This window comes from Micromonospora sp. NPDC051924 (assembly GCF_055586005.1).
Map to the genome: position 1 here is coordinate 202638 of NZ_JBVJJA010000005.1, position 18332 is coordinate 220969.

22 protein-coding genes are annotated in these 18332 nt (G+C 73.2%); 13 read left to right on the forward strand and 9 right to left on the reverse strand.

What is annotated here, in order from left to right; translation table 11 throughout:
* Positions 1–25 precede the first annotated feature (25 nt).
* The 4 genes from ACZ6S5_RS05960 to ACZ6S5_RS05975 all read left to right on the forward strand — a co-directional run bounded on the left by ACZ6S5_RS05960 (position 26) and on the right by ACZ6S5_RS05975 (position 2850).
* Entirely contained in the window at positions 26–331 is a 306-nt protein-coding gene (locus ACZ6S5_RS05960; RefSeq protein ID WP_465998298.1) for a hypothetical protein, read from the forward strand.
* Between the two features lie 54 nt (positions 332–385).
* A complete protein-coding gene (locus tag ACZ6S5_RS05965) occupies positions 386–1768 on the forward strand; it encodes an MFS transporter (protein WP_465998182.1) in 1383 nt (460 codons plus the stop codon).
* Positions 1769–2021: 253 nt separating this feature from the next.
* The gene (locus tag ACZ6S5_RS05970; RefSeq protein WP_465998184.1) at positions 2022–2219 is read left to right on the forward strand and encodes a hypothetical protein; all 198 of its coding nucleotides are present in this window, start codon (positions 2022–2024) and stop codon (positions 2217–2219) included.
* Between the two features lie 82 nt (positions 2220–2301).
* Positions 2302–2850 (forward strand): YbaK/EbsC family protein, encoded by a 549-nt coding sequence (locus ACZ6S5_RS05975; protein WP_465998186.1) that lies wholly within the window; start codon positions 2302–2304, stop codon positions 2848–2850.
* Between the two features lie 36 nt (positions 2851–2886).
* Here the strand turns inward: ACZ6S5_RS05975 and ACZ6S5_RS05980 are convergent, their stop codons facing one another.
* The 4 genes from ACZ6S5_RS05980 to ACZ6S5_RS05995 form a co-directional block, all read right to left on the reverse strand.
* On the reverse strand, positions 2887–3519 hold the full coding sequence (locus ACZ6S5_RS05980; RefSeq protein ID WP_465998187.1) for a DsbA family oxidoreductase: 633 nt from the start codon (positions 3517–3519) through the stop codon (positions 2887–2889).
* Between the two features lie 20 nt (positions 3520–3539).
* Positions 3540–3965: a SufE family protein gene (locus ACZ6S5_RS05985; RefSeq protein WP_465998189.1), complete on the reverse strand. Its 426-nt coding sequence runs from the start codon at positions 3963–3965 to the stop codon at positions 3540–3542.
* 69 nt (positions 3966–4034) lie between these two features.
* A complete protein-coding gene (locus ACZ6S5_RS05990) occupies positions 4035–4454 on the reverse strand; it encodes a CBS domain-containing protein (RefSeq protein WP_465998191.1) in 420 nt (139 codons plus the stop codon).
* A 57-nt stretch (positions 4455–4511) separates the two neighbouring features.
* Positions 4512–6281 (reverse strand): proline--tRNA ligase, encoded by a 1770-nt coding sequence (locus ACZ6S5_RS05995; RefSeq protein ID WP_465998193.1) that lies wholly within the window; start codon positions 6279–6281, stop codon positions 4512–4514.
* A 172-nt stretch (positions 6282–6453) separates the two neighbouring features.
* On the opposite strand from ACZ6S5_RS05995, the gene ACZ6S5_RS06000 reads away from it, so the two are divergent.
* The gene (locus ACZ6S5_RS06000) at positions 6454–6828 is read left to right on the forward strand and encodes a VOC family protein (protein WP_465998195.1); all 375 of its coding nucleotides are present in this window, start codon (positions 6454–6456) and stop codon (positions 6826–6828) included.
* 10 nt (positions 6829–6838) lie between these two features.
* On the opposite strand, the gene ACZ6S5_RS06005 is transcribed toward ACZ6S5_RS06000, so the two are convergent.
* Positions 6839–7009, reverse strand: a complete 171-nt coding sequence (locus tag ACZ6S5_RS06005; protein WP_465998300.1) for a DUF397 domain-containing protein — start codon at positions 7007–7009, stop codon at positions 6839–6841.
* Positions 7010–7177: 168 nt separating this feature from the next.
* Here ACZ6S5_RS06005 and ACZ6S5_RS06010 point away from each other — a divergent pair, with 168 nt between their 5' ends.
* The 5 genes from ACZ6S5_RS06010 (at position 7178) to ACZ6S5_RS06030 (ending at position 11456) form a co-directional block, all read left to right on the forward strand.
* Complete coding sequence (locus ACZ6S5_RS06010; RefSeq protein WP_465998197.1) at positions 7178–7708, forward strand: SigE family RNA polymerase sigma factor; 531 nt, start codon at positions 7178–7180, stop codon at positions 7706–7708.
* On the forward strand, positions 7705–8835 hold the full coding sequence (locus tag ACZ6S5_RS06015) for a WD40 repeat domain-containing protein (RefSeq protein ID WP_465998199.1): 1131 nt from the start codon (positions 7705–7707) through the stop codon (positions 8833–8835). Before ACZ6S5_RS06010 ends, ACZ6S5_RS06015 begins: the two co-directional genes overlap by 4 nt.
* A 171-nt stretch (positions 8836–9006) precedes the next feature.
* Entirely contained in the window at positions 9007–10014 is a 1008-nt protein-coding gene (locus ACZ6S5_RS06020; protein ID WP_465998201.1) for a WD40 repeat domain-containing protein, read from the forward strand.
* A gap of 221 nt (positions 10015–10235) precedes the next feature.
* Positions 10236–11006 (forward strand): SGNH/GDSL hydrolase family protein, encoded by a 771-nt coding sequence (locus ACZ6S5_RS06025; RefSeq protein WP_465998203.1) that lies wholly within the window; start codon positions 10236–10238, stop codon positions 11004–11006.
* A gap of 3 nt (positions 11007–11009) precedes the next feature.
* A complete protein-coding gene (locus tag ACZ6S5_RS06030; RefSeq protein WP_465998205.1) occupies positions 11010–11456 on the forward strand; it encodes an imidazolonepropionase-like domain-containing protein in 447 nt (148 codons plus the stop codon).
* Between the two features lie 60 nt (positions 11457–11516).
* Here the strand turns inward: ACZ6S5_RS06030 and ACZ6S5_RS06035 are convergent, their stop codons facing one another.
* A complete protein-coding gene (locus ACZ6S5_RS06035; RefSeq protein WP_465998207.1) occupies positions 11517–12743 on the reverse strand; it encodes a hypothetical protein in 1227 nt (408 codons plus the stop codon).
* The gene (locus tag ACZ6S5_RS06040; RefSeq protein WP_465998208.1) at positions 12736–13266 is read right to left on the reverse strand and encodes a SigE family RNA polymerase sigma factor; all 531 of its coding nucleotides are present in this window, start codon (positions 13264–13266) and stop codon (positions 12736–12738) included. The genes ACZ6S5_RS06035 and ACZ6S5_RS06040 overlap by 8 nt, the downstream gene beginning before the upstream one ends.
* Before the next feature lie 116 nt (positions 13267–13382).
* Here ACZ6S5_RS06040 and ACZ6S5_RS06045 point away from each other — a divergent pair, with 116 nt between their 5' ends.
* Complete coding sequence (locus ACZ6S5_RS06045) at positions 13383–14285, forward strand: sulfurtransferase (protein WP_465998210.1); 903 nt, start codon at positions 13383–13385, stop codon at positions 14283–14285.
* 82 nt (positions 14286–14367) lie between these two features.
* On the opposite strand, the gene ACZ6S5_RS06050 is transcribed toward ACZ6S5_RS06045, so the two are convergent.
* Positions 14368–14934 (reverse strand): TetR/AcrR family transcriptional regulator, encoded by a 567-nt coding sequence (locus ACZ6S5_RS06050; protein WP_465998212.1) that lies wholly within the window; start codon positions 14932–14934, stop codon positions 14368–14370.
* A gap of 101 nt (positions 14935–15035) precedes the next feature.
* On the opposite strand from ACZ6S5_RS06050, the gene ACZ6S5_RS06055 reads away from it, so the two are divergent.
* Both ACZ6S5_RS06055 and ACZ6S5_RS06060 read left to right on the forward strand, forming a co-directional pair.
* Positions 15036–16205 (forward strand): FAD-dependent monooxygenase, encoded by a 1170-nt coding sequence (locus ACZ6S5_RS06055; protein WP_465998214.1) that lies wholly within the window; start codon positions 15036–15038, stop codon positions 16203–16205.
* Positions 16206–16274: 69 nt separating this feature from the next.
* Complete coding sequence (locus ACZ6S5_RS06060) at positions 16275–17915, forward strand: alpha/beta fold hydrolase (protein ID WP_465998216.1); 1641 nt, start codon at positions 16275–16277, stop codon at positions 17913–17915.
* On the opposite strand, the gene ACZ6S5_RS06065 is transcribed toward ACZ6S5_RS06060, so the two are convergent.
* Positions 17887–18315 carry a DUF7144 family membrane protein gene (locus ACZ6S5_RS06065; protein WP_465998218.1) on the reverse strand — a complete coding sequence of 143 codons (429 nt, stop codon included), beginning with the start codon at positions 18313–18315 and terminating at the stop codon, positions 17887–17889. The two genes, ACZ6S5_RS06060 and ACZ6S5_RS06065, sit on opposite strands and share 29 nt — an antisense overlap.
* Positions 18316–18332 lie beyond the last annotated feature (17 nt).

Below are 18332 nucleotides of genomic sequence, written 5' to 3' on the forward strand. Positions count from 1 at the left end.
GGGCATGGACCCGATCGCCGGTGGAATGCCGCTCGACGTCGCGGTGGTCGTCGGAACCGGGGAGGCGGAGATGAGCAATCTGACGCGGAGCCTCAGTGGGGGACGCGAGGCGATCAGGACGTACAGCCGCCGGATGGAGATCCCGATGCTGGGCGAGGTGGCGGTGCCCCCGCCGGACAAGGTCGCCTACTACGCGGGGCTGGGTGTGCTCGCCGCGCTCAAGGTGATCGAGTGGCCGATGGCCCTGGTGATCACCGCCGGGCACCTGCTGGCCGACCAGCATCTCTCCGGCGTGGTGAAGGGCGTGGGCGAGGCGCTGGAGTCGGCCTGACGAGACGGGGCTCACCGTTGACCTCAATCCGGGTTGAGATCCGAGACTTGAGCCATGTCGACCGCCACCGCCGCGCCGGCGGCCCCAACCGTCCACCTGTTCGCCCCGTCCCTGCGGGCGATGACCGTGGGCAGCGTCGCCCTGGTGTCGCTGCTCGCCTTCGAGGCCCTCGCGGTCGGCACGGCGATGCCCACGGTCGCCCGCAGCCTGGACGGGCTGGCCCTGTACGCGCTCGCCTTCGCCGGCCCGTTCGCGTCCGGCGTGGTGGCGATGGTGCTCTCCGGCATCTGGTGCGACGCGCGGGGGCCACGCGCGCCGATGTGGCACGGGGTCGCCTGGTTCGTGGCCGGGCTCGCCGTGGCCGGCGTCGCCCCGACCATGGGGGTGCTCGTCGTCGGTCGGGTGGTGCAAGGCTTCGGCTCCGGGCTGCTCTCCGTCGCGCTGTACGTGATCGTCGGGCAGGCGTACCCGGAGGAGCTGCGCCGCCGGATCTTCGCCGCGTTCGCGGCGGCCTGGGTGGTGCCGTCGCTGGTCGGCCCGGCGGTGGCCGGCCTGATGGTGGAGCACCTGGGCTGGCGCTGGGTCTTCCTCGCGGTGCCGGTGGTGGCGGTGCCGGCGGCGCTGCTCATCCAGCCGGGGCTGCGCTCGCTGGCTACGGCGACCCGGGTCCCGCCGCCGGCCGGCGCGGTGGCCCGGATCGTCTGGGCCTGCGGGGCCGGGGCGAGCGCCGCACTGCTGCACTACGGGGGGCAGCAGCGCGGCGTGCTCGCAATCGGCCTGGCCGCGGTGGCGCTGGCCGGGCTGCTGGCCTGCGTGCCGCACCTGCTGCCGCCCGGCTTCCTGCGGGCCGCCCGCGGGCTGCCCACGGTGATCGGCCTGCGGGGACTCGGTTCGGCGGCGTTCGCCGGGGCGGAGGTGGTGATCCCGCTGATGCTCTCCCGGGAGCGGGGCTTCTCCCCGACCGCGGCCGGGCTGGTACTGACCGTCGGGGCGCTCTCCTGGTCGGTGGGTTCCTGGATCCAGGGCCGGCTCGACCCGCCGCGGTCCGCCGCCACCCTGCCCCGGGCCGGCCTGGCCTGCGTCGCGACCGGTACGGCAGGCGTCACGCTGGCCGTGCTGCCCGGCGTGCCGGTGGCCCTCGCGGTGCTCTCGTGGATGGTGGCGGGTCTCGGCATGGGCCTGCTCTTCCCGTCCCTGTCCGTCCTCACCCTGGCCCTGTCGGCCCCGGCCGAGCAGGGCCGGAACAGCTCCGCGTTGCAGCTGGGCGATTCGCTCTCGGTCGCCACCGTGCTGGCGCTGACCGGCGCGGTGCTGGCCGCCGGCGCCGCCCCCGGCCCGGCGAACTACGCGGTCACCCTGGCCGTGGCGGCCGGCTGCGCACTGCTCGGCCTGCTGCTCGCGGGCCGGGTGGTGGTCCGCCCGGCGCACACGGCCTGACCCGGCCGGTGATGATCGGCGGAGGCGGCGCTGGTCGACGCGGTTCGTCACGATCCGTGCCGCCGCCCCGTCCGATCGGAGGGCACGGAGAGGATCCCGGGGCGGCTCGGCCGGACGCTGCGCGCCGGCGGGCTCACCACCAACGTCACCCCGACCGGCGCCCGCACCTGGGCGGACCACCTCGCCGACACGTACGGGGGAACCGGCCGGAAATGAAACCTTTTGCGGTTCCGGGTCGCCCTACCGTGGCCGCATGCTGGTTTTCGTCACCACGGTGGTCCTCTACGTTGCCGGCTTCGTCTTCCTCTACGGCGTGATCCGGGTGGGTGTCCGGCACGGCATCGAGGACGCCGAGGCGAACCGCCCTGAGGCGCTGCGCCGGGCGCAGCTCGCCGCCGCCCACGACCAGGAGTTCCACCGCGAGAACGCGTTCCTGTCCAACAAGAATTGAGCCGGGCGCGCGTCCGCGTGGTGGGCATGGCGGCCCCGTCACCGAGCGGCGGCCGGCGGTGGGTGCGAGGATCGCACCCGTGATGGGGACGCTGAAGACCGAGCCTGCCCGTACCCGACTGGACCTGCTGGCCGCGCCGGTCGCCGCCGTGGTCGAACAGTGGCCGGACGAGGCGCCGGTGGACGTCGACGACGTGCTGGTCGCCCCGATCGACGCCGAGCTGGCCGACACGGCGGCGTTCTGCGCGGCGTACGAGGTGGGGCTGGAGGAGTCGGCGAACTGTGTGGTGGTCGCCGGCAAGCGGGGTGGCGAGACCCGGTACGCGGCCTGCGTGGTGCTGGCCACCACCCGGGCCGACGTGAACGGTGTGGTCCGCCGGATGCTCGACGTGCGCAAGGCGAGCTTCGCGCCGATGGCCGACGCGGTCGAGCTGACCGGGATGGAGTATGGCGGGATCACCCCGATCGGCCTGCCGGAGGAGTGGCCGATCCTGGTCGACTCGCGGGTGATCGCCACGCCACGCGTGATCATCGGGTCGGGCGTACGGCACAGCAAGATCGCGTTGCCCGGGCCGGCACTCGGCGCGCTGCCCGGAGCAACGGTGGTGGAGGACCTGGCCAGGCCCGCCTAGGCCCTCACTCGCATCGATCTTGTTCCACGTGAAACATCACGCGGCGGATTCGCGCTGCTCCACCTCGCGCAGGGCGGCGAGCAGGGTCTCCGGCTCCTGAGCGCCGGTGACGGCGTACTTCCCGGCGAGCACGAAGGTCGGCACGCTGGAGACGCCGAGCTGGTGCGCGGCCGACAGGTCGGCGGCCACCTCGCGCCGGCCGAGGTTCGACTCCAGATAGTCCCGGGCCTCGGTCTCGTCCAGGCCGACCTCGGCGGCGAGCTTGACCAGGGCGTCCTTCGACCCGACGTCGATCCCGTCCTGGAAGTGCGCCCGGTAGAGCCGCTCCACCAGCTCGGCGGCCCGGCTCCGCTCGGCGGCGAACCGGACGAGGCGGTGCGCCTCGAAGGTGTTGGCGGCGACCGCGCGGTCGAAGTGCATGTCGATCCCCGCGCTGGCGGCGACCTGGGTGACGTGGGCGGCCATCCCCTCGGCCCGCTCCCGGCCGCCGAACTTCGCGCCCAGCGCCTCGATCAGCGGCTTCGGCTCGGCCACCGGCGTCGGGTCGAGCTGGAACGGCCGGAACCGGACCGTGACCTCACCGTCGTACGACTCCAACGCCTGCTCCAGCCGGCGCTTGCCGATCCAGCACCAGGGGCACACCACGTCGGCGTAGATCTCGATCTCCATGACCAGCGACAACCCGTCGATCAGGAGATCTGTTCCCGGACCTGGCGCTTCAGCCGGGCCAGGATCGCCGTGCCGCCGCGTACGCGGAGCGGGCTGATCGCCTGGGCCAGCCCCATCCGCTGGTAGAGGTCGTCCGGAACGGCCAGCACCTCGTCGGCGCTCGCCCCGGCCAGCCCCTCGGCCAGGATGCCGGCGAACGCGCGGGTGGTGGGCGCCTCCGGCGGGCAGTCGAAGATCGTGCTCACCGTCTTGTCCGGGTTCACCTCGGCCCGCAGGAAGAACGCAGTCTGGCACTCCGGGACCTGCTCCAGCTCGGCCCGGTCCACTCCCTCGGGCAGGGGCGGGATCACGTCGGCGAACTCCAGCAGCATCTCCAGCACCACGTCACGCGGTGCGGCGGCGAACTCGTCGACGATCTCGGCCAGCTTGCTCGGCATCTCGGACATGACCGCCAGGCTACCGCCGGAGACCCGGTGCCCTCCGGGGTCAGCGGAGAGGGCACCGGGTCGGGCGGATCACATGTTCGGTGCGGCCTCGCTGATGTCGCTGAGGGCGGAGTTGGGGTCGAGCTGCATGGCCAGGTCGCCGAGGGAGACGATGCCGACCAGCTTGCGGTCGTTGTCGCAGACCAGCACCCGCCGGATGTTGCGCTCGCGCATCAACGCGGCCGCCTCGCTCGCGGTCGAGTGCTGCTCGATCATCACCACCTCGCGGGTGACGATCGAGCCGATCGTGGTGTTCGCCGGATCGGCCCGCTCGGCGACCGCCCGCACCACGATGTCGCGGTCGGTCAGCATGCCGGCGAGGGTGGCGCCGTCGGTGACCACCACGTCGCCGATGTCCGACTCCTTCATCACCCTGGCCGCCTCGTCCAGCGGAGTCTCCGCCGGCAGATAGACCACCTGTTTCGTCATCACATCGCTGACCCGGTACATGAGAGCCTCCGAAAACGCCTTCGATCGATCCTGAGGCGGTACCCCGTCGGGCGTCCGCTACACCCCGTCGCGGCGCGTCGCGCCCACCTCGTCGCGCAGCCGCTCGACCAGACCCGCCACCGGCAGTTCGATCCGCTCGCCGGCGGCCCGGTCGCGCAGCTCGACGTACCCCTCCGCCAGCCGGCGGCCGACCACGACGGCGCGCGGGATGCCGATCAGCTCGGCGTCGGTGAACTTCACCCCGGCGGACACGTTGGTCCGGTCGTCGACCAGCACCCGCAGGCCCGCCTCGGCGAGGCGTCCGCCGAGGTCGAGCGCCGCGTCGAGCTGCGGCCCCTTCCCCGCGGCGATCAGGTGTACGTCGCACGGCGCGACCGCCGCCGGCCAGACCAGCCCCCGGTCGTCGTGGTGCTGTTCGGCGATCGACGCGACGAGCCGGGAGACGCCGATGCCGTAGCAGCCCATGGTGGGCCGGACCGGCTTTCCCTCGGGGCCGAGCACGTCGACCGCGAAGGCGTCGGTGAACCGGCGGCCGAGCTGGAAGATGTGCCCCACCTCGATGCCCCGGCGCATGGTCAGCTCGCCGTCACCGCAGGCCGGGCAGGGGTCGCCGGGGCGTACCTCGGCCGCCTCGATCGTGCCGTCCGGGGTGAAGTCCCGCCCACAGACCACGTTGGTGGCGTGCCGGCCCGGCTCGTTGGCGCCGGTCAGCCAGCTGGTGCCGGCGACCACCCGCGGGTCGACCAGGTAGCGGACGCCGTGCTTGGCGAGGACCTGCGGCCCGAGGTAGCCGCGGACCAGCTCGGGGTGGGCCGGCCAGTCGTCGAAGACCGCGACCGTGGCGGGGTGCAGCGCTGCCTCGACCCGCTTCAGGTCCACCTCCCGGTCGCCGGGCAGCCCGATGACCAGCAGTTCCGCCTGCTCGGCCCCGGGCCGGCGGACGGTCAGCACCACGTTCTTCAGGGTGTCGGCGGCGGTCCAGTCCGTCCGGCCGGCGAGCGCGCGGGCATTGGCCAGCTCGACCAGGGACGCGATGGTGGGCGTCTCCGGGGTGTCGTACGCCTCGGTTGCCGGGTGGGCGTCGGGGTCCCCGGCGGCCGGGGCGCGGGTCACCACCGCCTCCGTGTTGGCGGCGTAGTCGCAGGCGGTGCAGCCGACGAAGGTGTCCTCGCCGGCCGGGGTGGCGGCCAGGAACTCCTCCGACGCCGAGCCGCCCATCGCCCCGGACATCGCGTGCACCACCGTGAAGTCCAGCCCGAGCCGCGTGAAGACCTTTTCGTAGGCCGCCCGGTGCCGGTCGTAGGCCTCCTGCAGTCCGACCTCGTCCAGGTCGAAGGAGTACGCGTCCTTCATCAGGAACTCGCGCCCGCGCAGCAGGCCGGCCCGGGGTCGGGCCTCGTCCCGGAACTTCGTCTGGATCTGGAAGAGGGTCACCGGGAAGTCCCGGTAGGAGGTGAAGAGATCCTTCACCAGCAGCGCGGCCATCTCCTCGTGGGTCGGGGCGAGCAGGTGCGGGGCGCCCTTCCGATCCTCGAAGGTGAAGATGTCGTCGCCGTACTCCGTCCACCGCCCGCTGGTCCGGTACGGCTCGGCCGGGAGCAGCGCCGGGAAGTGCACCTCCTGGTCGCCGATCGCCACCATCTCGGCGCGGACGATCTCGGTGATCCGGTCCAGCACCAGCTTGCCCAGCGGCAGCCAGGTGTAGCCGCCCGGGGCGGCGCGGCGGACGTAGCCGGCGCGGAGCAGGAGCCGGTGGCTCGGCACCTCCGCGTCGGCCGGGTCCTCGCGCAGGGTCCGGAGCAGCAGAGTCGACGTACGCAGCAGCATTGCCGCAGCGTACGACCGGCCCGCCGGGTCAGGCGATCCTATTCGCCCGCGCGCCGCCGCTTCGCCGCTTGATCCACTCGCACTGCGGCAGGTCGGGGCATCCGACGATCGGGACAGCACGACCTGCCGCATTACGAGTGGCTCCTGAGGGTCCGCGGGGTACGTGGAGGGAATGGGAGAGACACCCCGGTTGATGCTGGCGGCGACCGTGCTGGGTGGGCCGGATGCCCGGAAGCTGGCCGCGTTCTACGAACGGTTGCTCGGCTGGTCACGCCGGGACGACGAGCCGGACTGGGTCACCCTGGTCGCGCCGGAGGGCGGTGCCGGGCTCTCGTTCCAGACCGAGCCGAACCATGTGCGTCCGGTCTGGCCGGCCGGCCCCGGCGAGCCGCAGATGATGGCCCACCTCGACATCAAGGTGGACGACCTTGATGCCGCATCGGCCCACGCGGTCGCCGCCGGCGCCACCGTGGCGGATTTCCAACCCCAGGCGGATGTACGGGTGCACCTGGACCCGGCCGGTCACCCGTTCTGCCTGTTCCTCTGACCACACGCGGTCAGTGGCGCTCTCTGTGCTGGATGAAGCTGCGCCAGGCGGTGGGGGTGAAGGTGAGGACCGGGCCGGTGGGGTCCTTGCGGTCGCGTACGCCGACGACGTCGGGCAGGTTGTCGGCCACCTCGACACAGTCGCCCTGGGTGCTGCGGACGCTCTCCCACCTCGCCAGCACGACGGGCCGACGCCACGCGAGCTGTTCGAGCGGTTCGTGGCCTGGGGGCCGTACCGGAAAAAGCATCACCGAAAATCATTGACCCCCATCGGCAACCATGGCGCGGAAGGGTGGCGTCTTGGGTGGCGTCACGCTGATGCACCACCTGACCCCTAAGGATCGGCTCGTGTGGACCCTCTCCTGAGTGAGTTCGACTCGTTCGTACGAACCCGTACCCCCGCGCTGCTGCGCTCGGCCTACCTGCTGACCGGTGACCAGCACCTGGCCGAGGATCTCGTCCAGTCCGCTCTCGCCCGCACCCACCGCGCGTGGAACCGGCTGCACGAGAGCGGCAACGCCGAGGCGTACACCCGGAAGATCATGTACCACCTGCAGGTGTCCTGGTGGCGGCGCCGCCGGGTGGCCGAGTCGATGCCGGGCGACATGCCCGAGCCGCGCGGAGGCGACTCGGCCCCCGACCACGCCCACCAGACCACGCTGCGGCTCACCCTGCGGGCCGCGCTGGCCAAGCTCTCCGCCAAGCAGCGGGCCGTGCTGGTCCTGCGGTTCTTCGAGGACCGCACCGAGGTCGAGGCCGCCGATCTGCTCGGCGTGACCGTCGGCACCGTCAAGAGCCAGACCTCGAAGGCCCTGGCCAAGTTGCGCACCGTCGCCCCGGAACTCGCCGAGCTGTACGTCATGGAAGGGAGCGCCCGATGAACGAGGACCGTCTCCGGTTCGACCTGGCCGGACTGGCCGACGAGGTCACTCCGGTCGACCTGCGGGACCGCGCCCTGCGTACGTCCCGCCGGATCGGCATCCAGCGGACCGTCACCACCTCGGTCGCCGCCCTGGTGATGATCGCCGCGGCGACCGGCACCGCCCTGGCGATCCGGCCGAACGGGCAGGCGAACCTGCCCGCCCCCGCCACCTCGGTCACCAGCAGCGCGCCGCCGGTCGAGGTCACCCCCACCCCCGAGACGTCCGCCACCGCCTCGCCGAGCACGAGCCACAGCACCCCGCCGGCCAGGCCGGCCGTCCTCGGCGGCACCCGCTACTACCTGGAACTCACCGACAACGACGCCCGCATCCACGTGGTCCGTAGCGGGCGGCACGAGGTGAACGTCGTGCCGTTGGGCAAGGACGACTGCATCGCCAACTCGATCACCATCTCCCCGGACGGCAAGCGGCTGGCCTGGGTGCAGGGCGCCAACGCCGACGGGATGAACGGCACGCTCGTCACCTCCCGGATCGACGGCACCCGGCAGCGGACCGTCGCCACCGGCATCATCTGCCTCGGACCCCGGCCACTGGTCTGGCAGGGCGGTGACCTGCTGATGGCCAACACCGGCACCCGCTCGCTGCTCATGGACATGGTGGCCGGCAAGCCGCACAACGGCGACCCGGGTCTCGAGACCGACCGGTGCTGGTCCGCCGACGGGACGTGGTTGGCGTCCACCGACTCCGACACCAGCAAGCACTGGGTGACCGGCAAGGGCGAGGTGCGCCAGTACACCTTCACGCCGCCCAAGGACGAGGCGACGAAGCACGACGGCTGGCAGCCGCGCAGCGTCTCGATGGACGGCCGGTACGTCGCCGTCGGCTGGGTCGGCACCGACCCGTCCCGCGTCGACGGCAGCTTCGCGGTCGTCGACGTCACCACCAGCAAGCTGGTCGACCTGCCCGGCTCCGGCACGGTGCGCAGCATCCTGTTCACCCTCGACGGCAAGGTGATCGTCCAGCGGGACAAGACCCTGACCGTGCTCGACGGGGACTTCCAGCAGCTCGGGACCGTCACCGAGCCGGCGTCCGTGCGCGGCCAGCGGCTGCTGGCGTACGTGCCCTGACCTGAGCTTTCTCGCCCTCAACAGGCCCTCGGCACCTCGGTGTCGGGGGCCTGTCGCGTATCGCTGAACAGGCGTCGAAAAATTTCTCAGCGAGGCGGCAACCCTCCATTCAGAACCTGACGTCTGGGAGTGCGTCAAACCGATGCACCGCCACCCCCAAGGACAGGAACCATGAACGTTTTCGCCGTCGCCGCCCCCGCCGCCCGCACCGCTCGTCTCCGTACCCTCCGGCGCGTCGTGGCCCTGTCGGCCGCCGCGCTCGCGGCGGTGGGCCTGAGCGCCTGCGGCGGGAACAAGACCGAGACCCCCACCGCCGCCGCCACCTCCACCGCGCCGGCCGCCGTCACCAGCGCGGCCCCGGTCAGCAACTCCGACACCCCGGCGCTCGCCGGCACCCGCTACTACCTGGGGACGAGCGGCAAGGAGGCCAGCATCCACGCTGTCCAGGGCGACACGGACAAGGTGACCGCGCGGATCCCGTTCGGCTCCGGCTCCTGCACCGAGAACACCATCACCGTCTCCCCGGACGGCAAGCGGATCGCCTGGGTGCAGAACGGCGACGACAGCGGCACCCTGATGACCGCGGCGATCGACGGCTCGCAGCGACGGGCCTTGGGCAAGGGGATCAACTGCCTCGGCCCGCGCGCGCTGGTCTGGCAGGGCGGTGACCGGCTGATGGTGCACCGGGGCCAGCTTTGGGTGCTGATGGACATGGTGGCCGGCAAGCCGGTCAACGGCGACCCGGGACAGGCGACGGCCCTGTGCTGGTCGGCCGACGGGAAGTGGCTGGCGGCCGACGGCGAGGGCGGGCCGTACGTGGCCGACGGAAAGGACCTGCGCAAGTACCACTACACCCCGTCGAAGGACGAGGCCGCGAAGCACGACGGCTGGCAGGCCCGCAGCGTCTCGATGGACGGCCGGTACGTCGCCATCGGCTGGAACGGCACCGACCCGTCCCGGGTCGACGCCAGCTTCGCCGTCATCGACACCACCACCAGCAAGGTGGTCGAGCTGTCCGGCGCGGGCCAGGTGCGCAGCATCCTGTTCACTGCCGACAACAAGGTCATCGTGAAGCGGGCGACCGGGATCACCGTCCTCGACGCGGACTTCAAGCCGGTCGGCACGGTCGAGGAGCCGGCCGCGGTGCAGGACCTGACCCTGCTGGCGTACGCGGCCTGACCTGAGACGAAGAGACGGGGCGGACCACCGGTGGGTGGTCCGCCCCTTTTCGTGCGCACTGTTCGGGTCAGCGCAGCCGGCCAACATCATTCATGGTCGGTGCGACGGAAGCTGCCCCGTCGATGACCTCCGCCACGTCGTACGCCGGGGGCGGTCGGTGACACCGGGTGCGATGACAGACTGAACGACGCAGTTCTGCCGGGGACGTCAAGGGAGGCGCAGTGCGCTGGCGCAGCTACGTGGCGGTGGGTGACAGCTTCACCGAGGGCATGGACGACGCGTATCCGGACGGGAGCTACCGCGGCTGGGCGGACCTGGTCGCCACCCGGCTCGCCGCCGAGGCCGGCCCCGACTTCGGGTACGCCAACCTGGCGATCCGGGGCCGTCTGTTCCCGAACATCGTCGCCGAGCAGGTGCCGGCGGCGCTGGCCATGAAGCCCGACCTGATCAGCTTCGCGGCCGGCGGCAACGACGTGCTGCGCCGTACCTTCGACGCGGACACCTTCGTCCCCCGCTTCGACGGGGTGATCGGCGAGCTGCGGGCGAGCGGCGCCGACGTGGTCCTCTTCCGGTTCGCCGACGTGATGGCCCGGCTGCCCGGGCAGCGGCTGGTCGCCCCCCGGGTGAACCTGCTCAACCGGGTGGTCGGCGAGGTCGCCGAGCGGCACGGCGCGATCCTGGTCGACCTGTACGCCGACGACACCTACCTCAACCCGCTGCTCTGGAGCACCGACCGGCTGCACCTGTCGGCGGCCGGGCACCGGCGGGTCGCCGCGCAGGTGCTCGCCGCGCTCAGCGTGGGCTGCGACGAGGAGTGGCTGCTGGTGCCGCCGCACCCCGCGTCGACACCGTGGCTGGCCGCCCGCGCCGCCGACCTGCGCTGGGCCGGCCAGCACCTGGCCCCGTGGATCAAGCGGCGGCTCACCGGCCGCTCCTCCGGCGACCTCGTCACCGCGAAGCGGCCGACCCTCGGCCCGATCACCCTCGACTGACCGGTGCGCACCATCCACGCCGCCGACCGGCTGCGGCTGACCCCGGCGGACGAGGCACAACCCGGCCGGGCGGTCGTGGTGACCGGCGACCGGATCGAGGCCGTCGCCCCCCTGGCCGAGCTGACGGAGACGTACCCCGGAGTGCGGGTGCGGCGGTGGGCCGGGACCCTCGAGCCGGCGCTCGTGCACGACGGGCCGCTGCCGCCCGCGCCCAGCCCGCGCGAGCGGGTCCACGCCCTGTTCCGGCTCGGGGTGGGCGCCGTGCCCGCCGCCCACCTGACCGACCCGGCGCTGCGGGCCGCTGCCGCCCGCAACGGCCTGGCGGTGCTGGACCGTCCCCGGCCACCGGCGTTGGTCGTCGGCGGTCGGGCCGACCTGGCCGTGTTCGGTGACGACGGCTCCTGCCTGGCGACGGTGGTGGCGGGCCGGCTGGTGCACCGCCGCGCCTGATCGTCGCCGGCGCCGGATGCCACGGGCCCGGCCGGTTGGCCGGGCCCGGGCGGGCGGTCGTCAGGAGAACCCGATCCAGGTACGGTCGGCACCCCGGCCGGTGCCGAGCAGCCGCACGTTGCGGTAGAGGACCTGAATCGTGCCGTCCGGGAGTGCCGCGAGGCCGGGGCTCTGCTCGGGGTCGTCGCGCAGCAGGTCGCGCAGTTCCGGGATGTCGACGTAGCGGCCGTCGACCACGAAGCCGATCCCGCCGTACCAGCTGGTGACCAGCAGGACACCGGCCCCGACCGCGGTGACCTGGCTCGCGTCGTCCGGCAGGGCGGGGCCCTCCCGCCAGTGGTCGCCGACCAGCCGCCACATCCGATTCGGCCGGTCGGTCCGTACCAGCCAGACCTCGCGGCCGTCCGGCGAGACGGTGAGCTGGCGGGCTCCCGTGGCCGGCGGGAGCGTTCGCCAGCTGTCGCCCCGGTCGTCGCTGGTCACCACGGTCAGCTGGTCCCGCTCGACCAGGGTGAGCCAGAGCCGCCCGTCCGCGCCTTCGACCAGGGCGCCTTCCGACTCCGGCCGTATCGTCACCGGCGGCTGGTGCGGCAGCGGCCGTCCGTCGAGCCGCAGCACCTTCCATCGCTGGCAGGTCTGCCCGCGGATGTCACCGGTCGCGTTGGGGCAGCCGAGGCGCAGCCCGCCGGGGGTGGAGAAGGTACGCAGGATCTCCTCGGCGGGCGACTCCCCCGATTGGCTGGTCCACGTGACGCCCCCGTCGACGGTGACCAGGTACCGCCGGCCGAGCATCAGGGTCAGCCGCTCGCCGTTCCGGGGCAGCAGTTGCACGAAGCCCGGCGGGATCTCCGGCACGTTCGTCGGCCGCCAGGTGGCGCCCGCGTCGGTGGTCCGCGCCACAGTACGGCGGCAGCCCTCGGCGGCCGGCTCCGGCGCGGGGCAGGTGTCGAGGAGGGCCCAGCCGGTCCGGCCGTCGACGAACCGCAGGTCCCTCAGCTTGCCGGGGAAGCCGGGAAGGATGACCTCGCGCACGGTCAGCTTCCCGTTCGGGGAGGGGGAGACGGTGGGGGTGGGGTGCGGCGCGGACCGGTCCCCCCGGTGGGCGACCGCGTATCCGCCGGCCGAGCCGGCGAACAGCAGCGCGGTCAGGCCGGCCAGCAGCCCCCGTCGGTGGCGGCGGCGGTCCCGGACCCGGCGCTGCGCCTCGGGTACGCCCGGGGGCCGGAAGGTGTCCCGGGCTGCGGCTTCGAACTCGGCGAACATCTCCTCGACGGCGGTCTCAGGCACGGCCGTCCTCCGTTCCGGTCTCGGTGAAGTAGCCGGCCAGCGCGGCGCGGCCCCGGGAGAGCCAGGACCGGACCGTGCCCTCGGGGGCACCCACCTGCTCGGCGATCTCGGCGACGGTCAGCTGGGCCAGGTGGTGCAGCACGATCGCCCGACGTTGGTTGGCGGGCAGGGTGGCCAGCGCCCGGGTCAGCGCGACCCGGTCGGGTTGTGGGCCCGGCACGTGTTCCTCGCGCTGCCGCGCCAGGTGCCGCACGGTGGTACGCACCCGGCGCAGCCGGCTGGTCGCCAGGTTCCAGGCCACCCGCCGGACGAACGCCGACGGGTCGTCGTACCCGCTGATCCGGGGCCAGCGTTCCAGCGTCCGGCAGAACGCCTCCTGGGTCAGGTCCTGCGCCTCGGCGTGGTCGCCCAGGTACGCGTAGAGCTGCACGGCGATCCGGTGGAAGTGGGCCTGGTAGAACTCGGTGAAGTCCACCGGTGCTGCCACGGACCGGGGTGGCCCGGTCTGCTGCCGTACGGTCATGGCGATCCTCTGTGGTCGGCGGGTTCCGCCCGTGTCACGTGTGGCCCGCCACATTCGCTGCACCCGATTTCCGGCAGTCCGGTCGACGGTCCGGGATCGGGCGTAACTTGGGGATCATGCGTGTGCCGAGTGATCCGAATCCCCGTCTCCAGTCGTACGCCGACCCGCAGCGCCTGGTCACCACGGAGTGGCTGGCCGAGCACCTGGGCGACGAAGGTCTCGTGGTGGTCGAGTCCGACGAGGACGTGCTCCTCTACGACACCGGCCACATCCCCGGTGCCGTCAAGGTCGACTGGCACACCGAGCTGAACGACCAGGTGACCCGGGACTACCTGGACGCGAAGAGCTTCGCCGAGCTGTGCGCGGCGAAGGGCATCGGCCGGGACGACACCGTGGTCTTCTACGGCGACAACTTCAACTGGTGGGCCGCGTACGCCCTCTGGGTCTTCTCCCTCTTCGGCCATCCGGACGTCCGACTGCTGGACGGCGGCCGGCAGAAGTGGATCGCCGAGGGGCGGGAGCTGACCCGGGACAAGGTGACCCGGCCGCGCGCCGAGTATCCGGTGCCGGAGCGGAACGACACGCCGATCCGGGCGTACCGCGAGCAGGTCATGGCGCACGTCGCGGCCGGCCGGCCGCTGGTCGACGTCCGCTCGCCCGGCGAGTACACCGGCGAGATGCTGCACATGCCGGACTACCCGCAGGAGGGCGCGCTGCGCGGTGGCCACATCCCGGGCGCGGTGAGCAAGCCGTGGAAGTCGGCCGCGAACGACGACGGCACCTTCAGGTCCGCCGACGAGCTGCGCGCCATCTACGCCGACCAGCTCGGGCTGAGCCCGGCGGACGACATCGTGGCGTACTGCCGGATCGGCGAGCGGTCCAGCCACACCTGGTTCGTGCTGCACCACCTGCTCGGCTATCCGCAGGTCCGTAACTACGACGGCTCGTGGACCGAGTGGGGCAACCTGGTCCGCGCCCCCGTCGTCAAGGGCGACCAGCCGGGCGGCCTGGCCGGCTGAGCCGGCGTCGCCTGCGCGCATTTCGCGGCAAGTCGCGGTGTTCCTGAGGTGGGACACCGCGACTTGCCGCATTTCGGGCCGGTCACCGGCCGGTGAGATAACGCTGGACGGTGGGGGCGATCCAGGGGGTCAGGTCGTCGACGGCCATCTCCACCACCGGCGGGAGGCGGACGATGTACCGGGTCAGCGCGAGCCCGAGGATCTGACTGGCCACCAGTCCGGCCCGGCGGGGAGCCTCGGCGGGGTCGCCGCCGAGCCGGGTCACCGCAGCGGTGAGTTGGTCGGCGAAGATCGCCCGCATCCGCTCGGCGGCGCCGGGGTTGGTGCTGGCCGTACGGACCAGCGCGGCGAGGGTCTCGTCACCCTCCCAGCGGTCGAGGAAGTGCCGGACCAGCAACTCGCCGAGCCGATCGGGCGGCACGTCGCCCAGGTCGGGCAGGCGCAGGTCGAACTCCGCCGCCGCCGCGAAGAGTCCCTCCTTGCTGCCGTAGTAGCGCATCACCATCGACGGGTCGATCCGGGCGTCGGCGGCGATGGCCCGGATGGTGGCGCGGTCGTACCCGTCGGCGGCGAAGCGCTCGCGGGCGGCGCGCAGGATGGCGGCCCGGGTGGCGTCCGAGCGGCGGGTGCCGGGTGCCGTGTCGGTCATGCCCACAACTGTAGGCCAACAAGCGTTGACATCGAAGTCGACCCGCGCCTAGCCTGGTCAACAAGCGTTGGCAAACAATCGTTGGCATTTGGAGGTGGGCCATGTTGCCCGAACACACCGATGTCCTCGTGGTGGGAGCCGGCCCGACCGGCCTGGCCGCGGCCGTCACCCTGGCCCGCCACGGAGTACGGGCCACCGTGGTCGACCGCCTGACCGCGCCGCCGGTCACCTCCCGGGCCGCCGTGGTGCACGCCGGCACCCTGGAGGTGCTGGACCGGATCGGGGCCGCCGCCCCGCTCGTCGCCCGCGGTCTGCCGTCGTCCCGGTTCACCGTCCGCGATCGCGATCGGGTGCTGCTCACCGTGCCGTTCGACCGGCTGCCGTCCCGCTACCCGTACGCGCTGATGGTGTCCCAGGCGGAGACCGAGGCGGTGCTCGCCGACCGGCTGACCGCGCTCGGCGGACGGGTGCTGCGGCCGTACGAGCTGGCCGGGCTCGACCTCGACGGCGCCGGTGCCACCGCCCGATTCGCCTCCGGGGAGACGGTCCGGGCCCGGTGGGTGATCGGCGCGGACGGCATGCACAGCGCGGTCCGCGACCTGGCCGGCATCGACTTCGGCGGGCCGGCCGACGACCCGGGCGAGTCGTTCCTGCTCGCCGACGTCCGGGTGGCGAGCGCGCTGCCCCGCGACGAGGTCTCCCTCTTCCTCGACCGGCAGGGTCCGCTGGTCTGGGCGCCGCTGCCGGACGGCTCGGTCCGGCTGGTGGCCGCGGTGGCCGACGCGCCCCGCGACCCGGACCTGGCCCGGTTCCAGGCACTGCTCGACGAGCGCGGGCCGGTCCGGCAGCCGGACCGGGTCACCGAGCTGCTCTGGGCCTCGCGGTTCCGGATCCACCACCGGATCGCCGGGTCGTTCCGGGCCGGGCCGGTCCTGCTCGCCGGGGACGCCGGTCACGTGCACAGCCCCGCCGGCGGGCAGGGGATGAACCTCGGGCTCCGCGACGCGGTCGCCCTCGGCGACGCCCTCGCCGCGGTGCTCGCCGGCCGCCCCGAGACGCTCCTCGACGGGTACGCGGCCGCCCGCCGCCCGCTCGCCGAGGAGGTGGTCGGCTTCGCCGACCGGCTCACCCGGCTCGCCACGATGCCACCCGCCGGCCGGCCGCTGCGGAACCTGCTGTTCCGGGCCGCCTCCCGGCTGCCCTCGGCGCGGCAGCGGATCGCCCTGCGGCTGGCCGGCTTCGAGCCCGACCGGGCGGTGATCCCGCGTTGACCCTCCAGGCCACACCTGATCCGGGCAGGCTGCGGAAGGGCAGTCGTCGGAGGAACCGAGGGAGGGGGCGTGGGCCGCCTGGACAGCCGCTTCGTCGCGCTGCTCGTGCTGGCCGCCCTGCCCCCGGCTGTCGAGGGCGCGATCCTGGTCGGCTTCGGCTTCCGGGCGGCCGAGGGCCTGGCCCCGCAGGTCAGCGCCGTCTGGCCGTACGACACCTACCACGACCTGCGCTGGCTCATGGTCTACCACGACTCGTGGCCGACCTTCGTCCTCGGTCTGGCGGTGGTGGTCGCGTTCCGGGCGCTGCTCACCACCGGACTGGTCGCGCTGGCCTGGCCCCGGCAGGTGCCCCGGCCCGGCATCCGCTGGCTGTTCGTACGGAACCTGGTGCTGACCTCGGTGCTCAGCGTCGTGGTGTCGCCATGGGCCGCGCTCTCCCTGGCGGCCTCGGTGGTCGCCCTCTCCTGGCTGCTGCTCGCCTCGCTGCTGCCGCTGTTCCTGCTGGCGCCGTTCCTGCAACGGGCCGCCGTCGAGGGCGCCTGGTGGCGCGGGCTGCCCTCGATCGAGCTGGTCGGTTGGTCGCTGCTGAACTTCGTGGTCCTCACCGTCGGCGGCGCGGTGGTCTGGACCGTGTCGGCCTGGTGGACCGCCCCGGTGGCGGCCCTCGCCGGGGCGGTCAACGGGCTGCTCTGGCAGCGCACCGTGGCCGCCGCGCTGCTGCCGCGTCGCCCGGTCCGGTGGGCCCGGGTGCCGGTCGCGCCACTGGCCATCCTGCTCGCGTTCGTCGTGCCGATGGTGGTGCAGCCGTTCTTCGCCGCCGTGCCCGGCACCTCCAAGCAGGCGCCGGCGATCTCCCTGCTCGACCGGCCGCTGCCGAGCGACGTCCGGCACGCGGTGATCTTTCTCGGTGGGCACGGCAGCGCGTACGGCGGTGAGCCGGCCGCCGACCCGAACGTGCAGTGGTTCTCCTACCGGGGACTGGACGGGCAGGGCCGGCCGCTCTCCTTCGGGCCCCGGGACACCTACCGGTCGATCGCCTCCAGCGTGGCGCTGCTGAACACCCAGGTGCAGCTGTTGCACGGGCGTACCGGACGGCCGGTGGCGCTGGTCGGGCAGAGCGAGGGGGCGATCGTGGCCCGGACCTACCTGGCCGAGCGGCCGCACCCGGCGGTGGACACCCTGGCCATGTTCAGCCCCCTGATCAACGCCGGCCGGTCCTACTACCCGCCCGAGGACGCGTCGCACGGCTGGGGGATCGCCGCCGGATGGGAGCTGCGCGTCCTGTTCGGGCTCGCCGACGTCCTCGCGCACAGCGGCAGCGGACCGGACGAGCCGTTCGTCCGATCGCTGCTGGACGGCGCGCCCTTCTACCGCAACGACCTGATGTGCCCGGTCCCCGGCGTGCGGATCGTGGCGTTCCTGCCGACCACCACCGCCACCGAGGCGCCGCCGGGCGAGTACAGCGGCGTGCCGGTCTTCCAGACGCCGGCGGTGCACGGCGGCCTGCTCGGCCGGCCGGTGGTCCAGGCGCGGCTGGTGAACTTCCTCGCCGGGCAGCCGGTGAGCAAGCCGCAGCGCGGGTACGCCCTGCTCCAGGAGATCTCCGCCGCCTGGCAGGCCCCGCCGCTGCCGCTGAGCCTCAACCCGGTCTGGCGGAGCAGGGGCGTGAACGACCCCGCCTTCACCGGGAAGGTCTGTCGCCCGCGCTGACCTCGCCGGGCCGGGGGGCCGACCGGCACCGCCAGAGCAGCCGCAGTGCCGCCACCGCCAGCCCGATCACCATCAGCGCCCAGAGCGGCCGGTACGGGAGCACGATCAGGTGCATGCCGATGCCGACGATCGCGGCCGCCGCCGCCAGCCGGATCGACCAGCGGCGGCCGGTGAAGAGCAGCAGCCCGGCCGCCACCATCAGCACCGCGGTCACCAGGTGGGCCCACATCCAGCCGCTGACGTCGAGGTGGAACATCCCCTCGGGGGTGATCACGACGTACGGGTCGTCGTCCACGTCACCCACCCCGGCGAGGGCGTCGAAGAGGCCCGCCCCGACGAGCAGCACAGCTGCCAGCTGCCGTTGCCGGTGCCGCGTACCGGCGTCGTCGTGCCGCGTCACCCCGCCCTCCTCTTCCC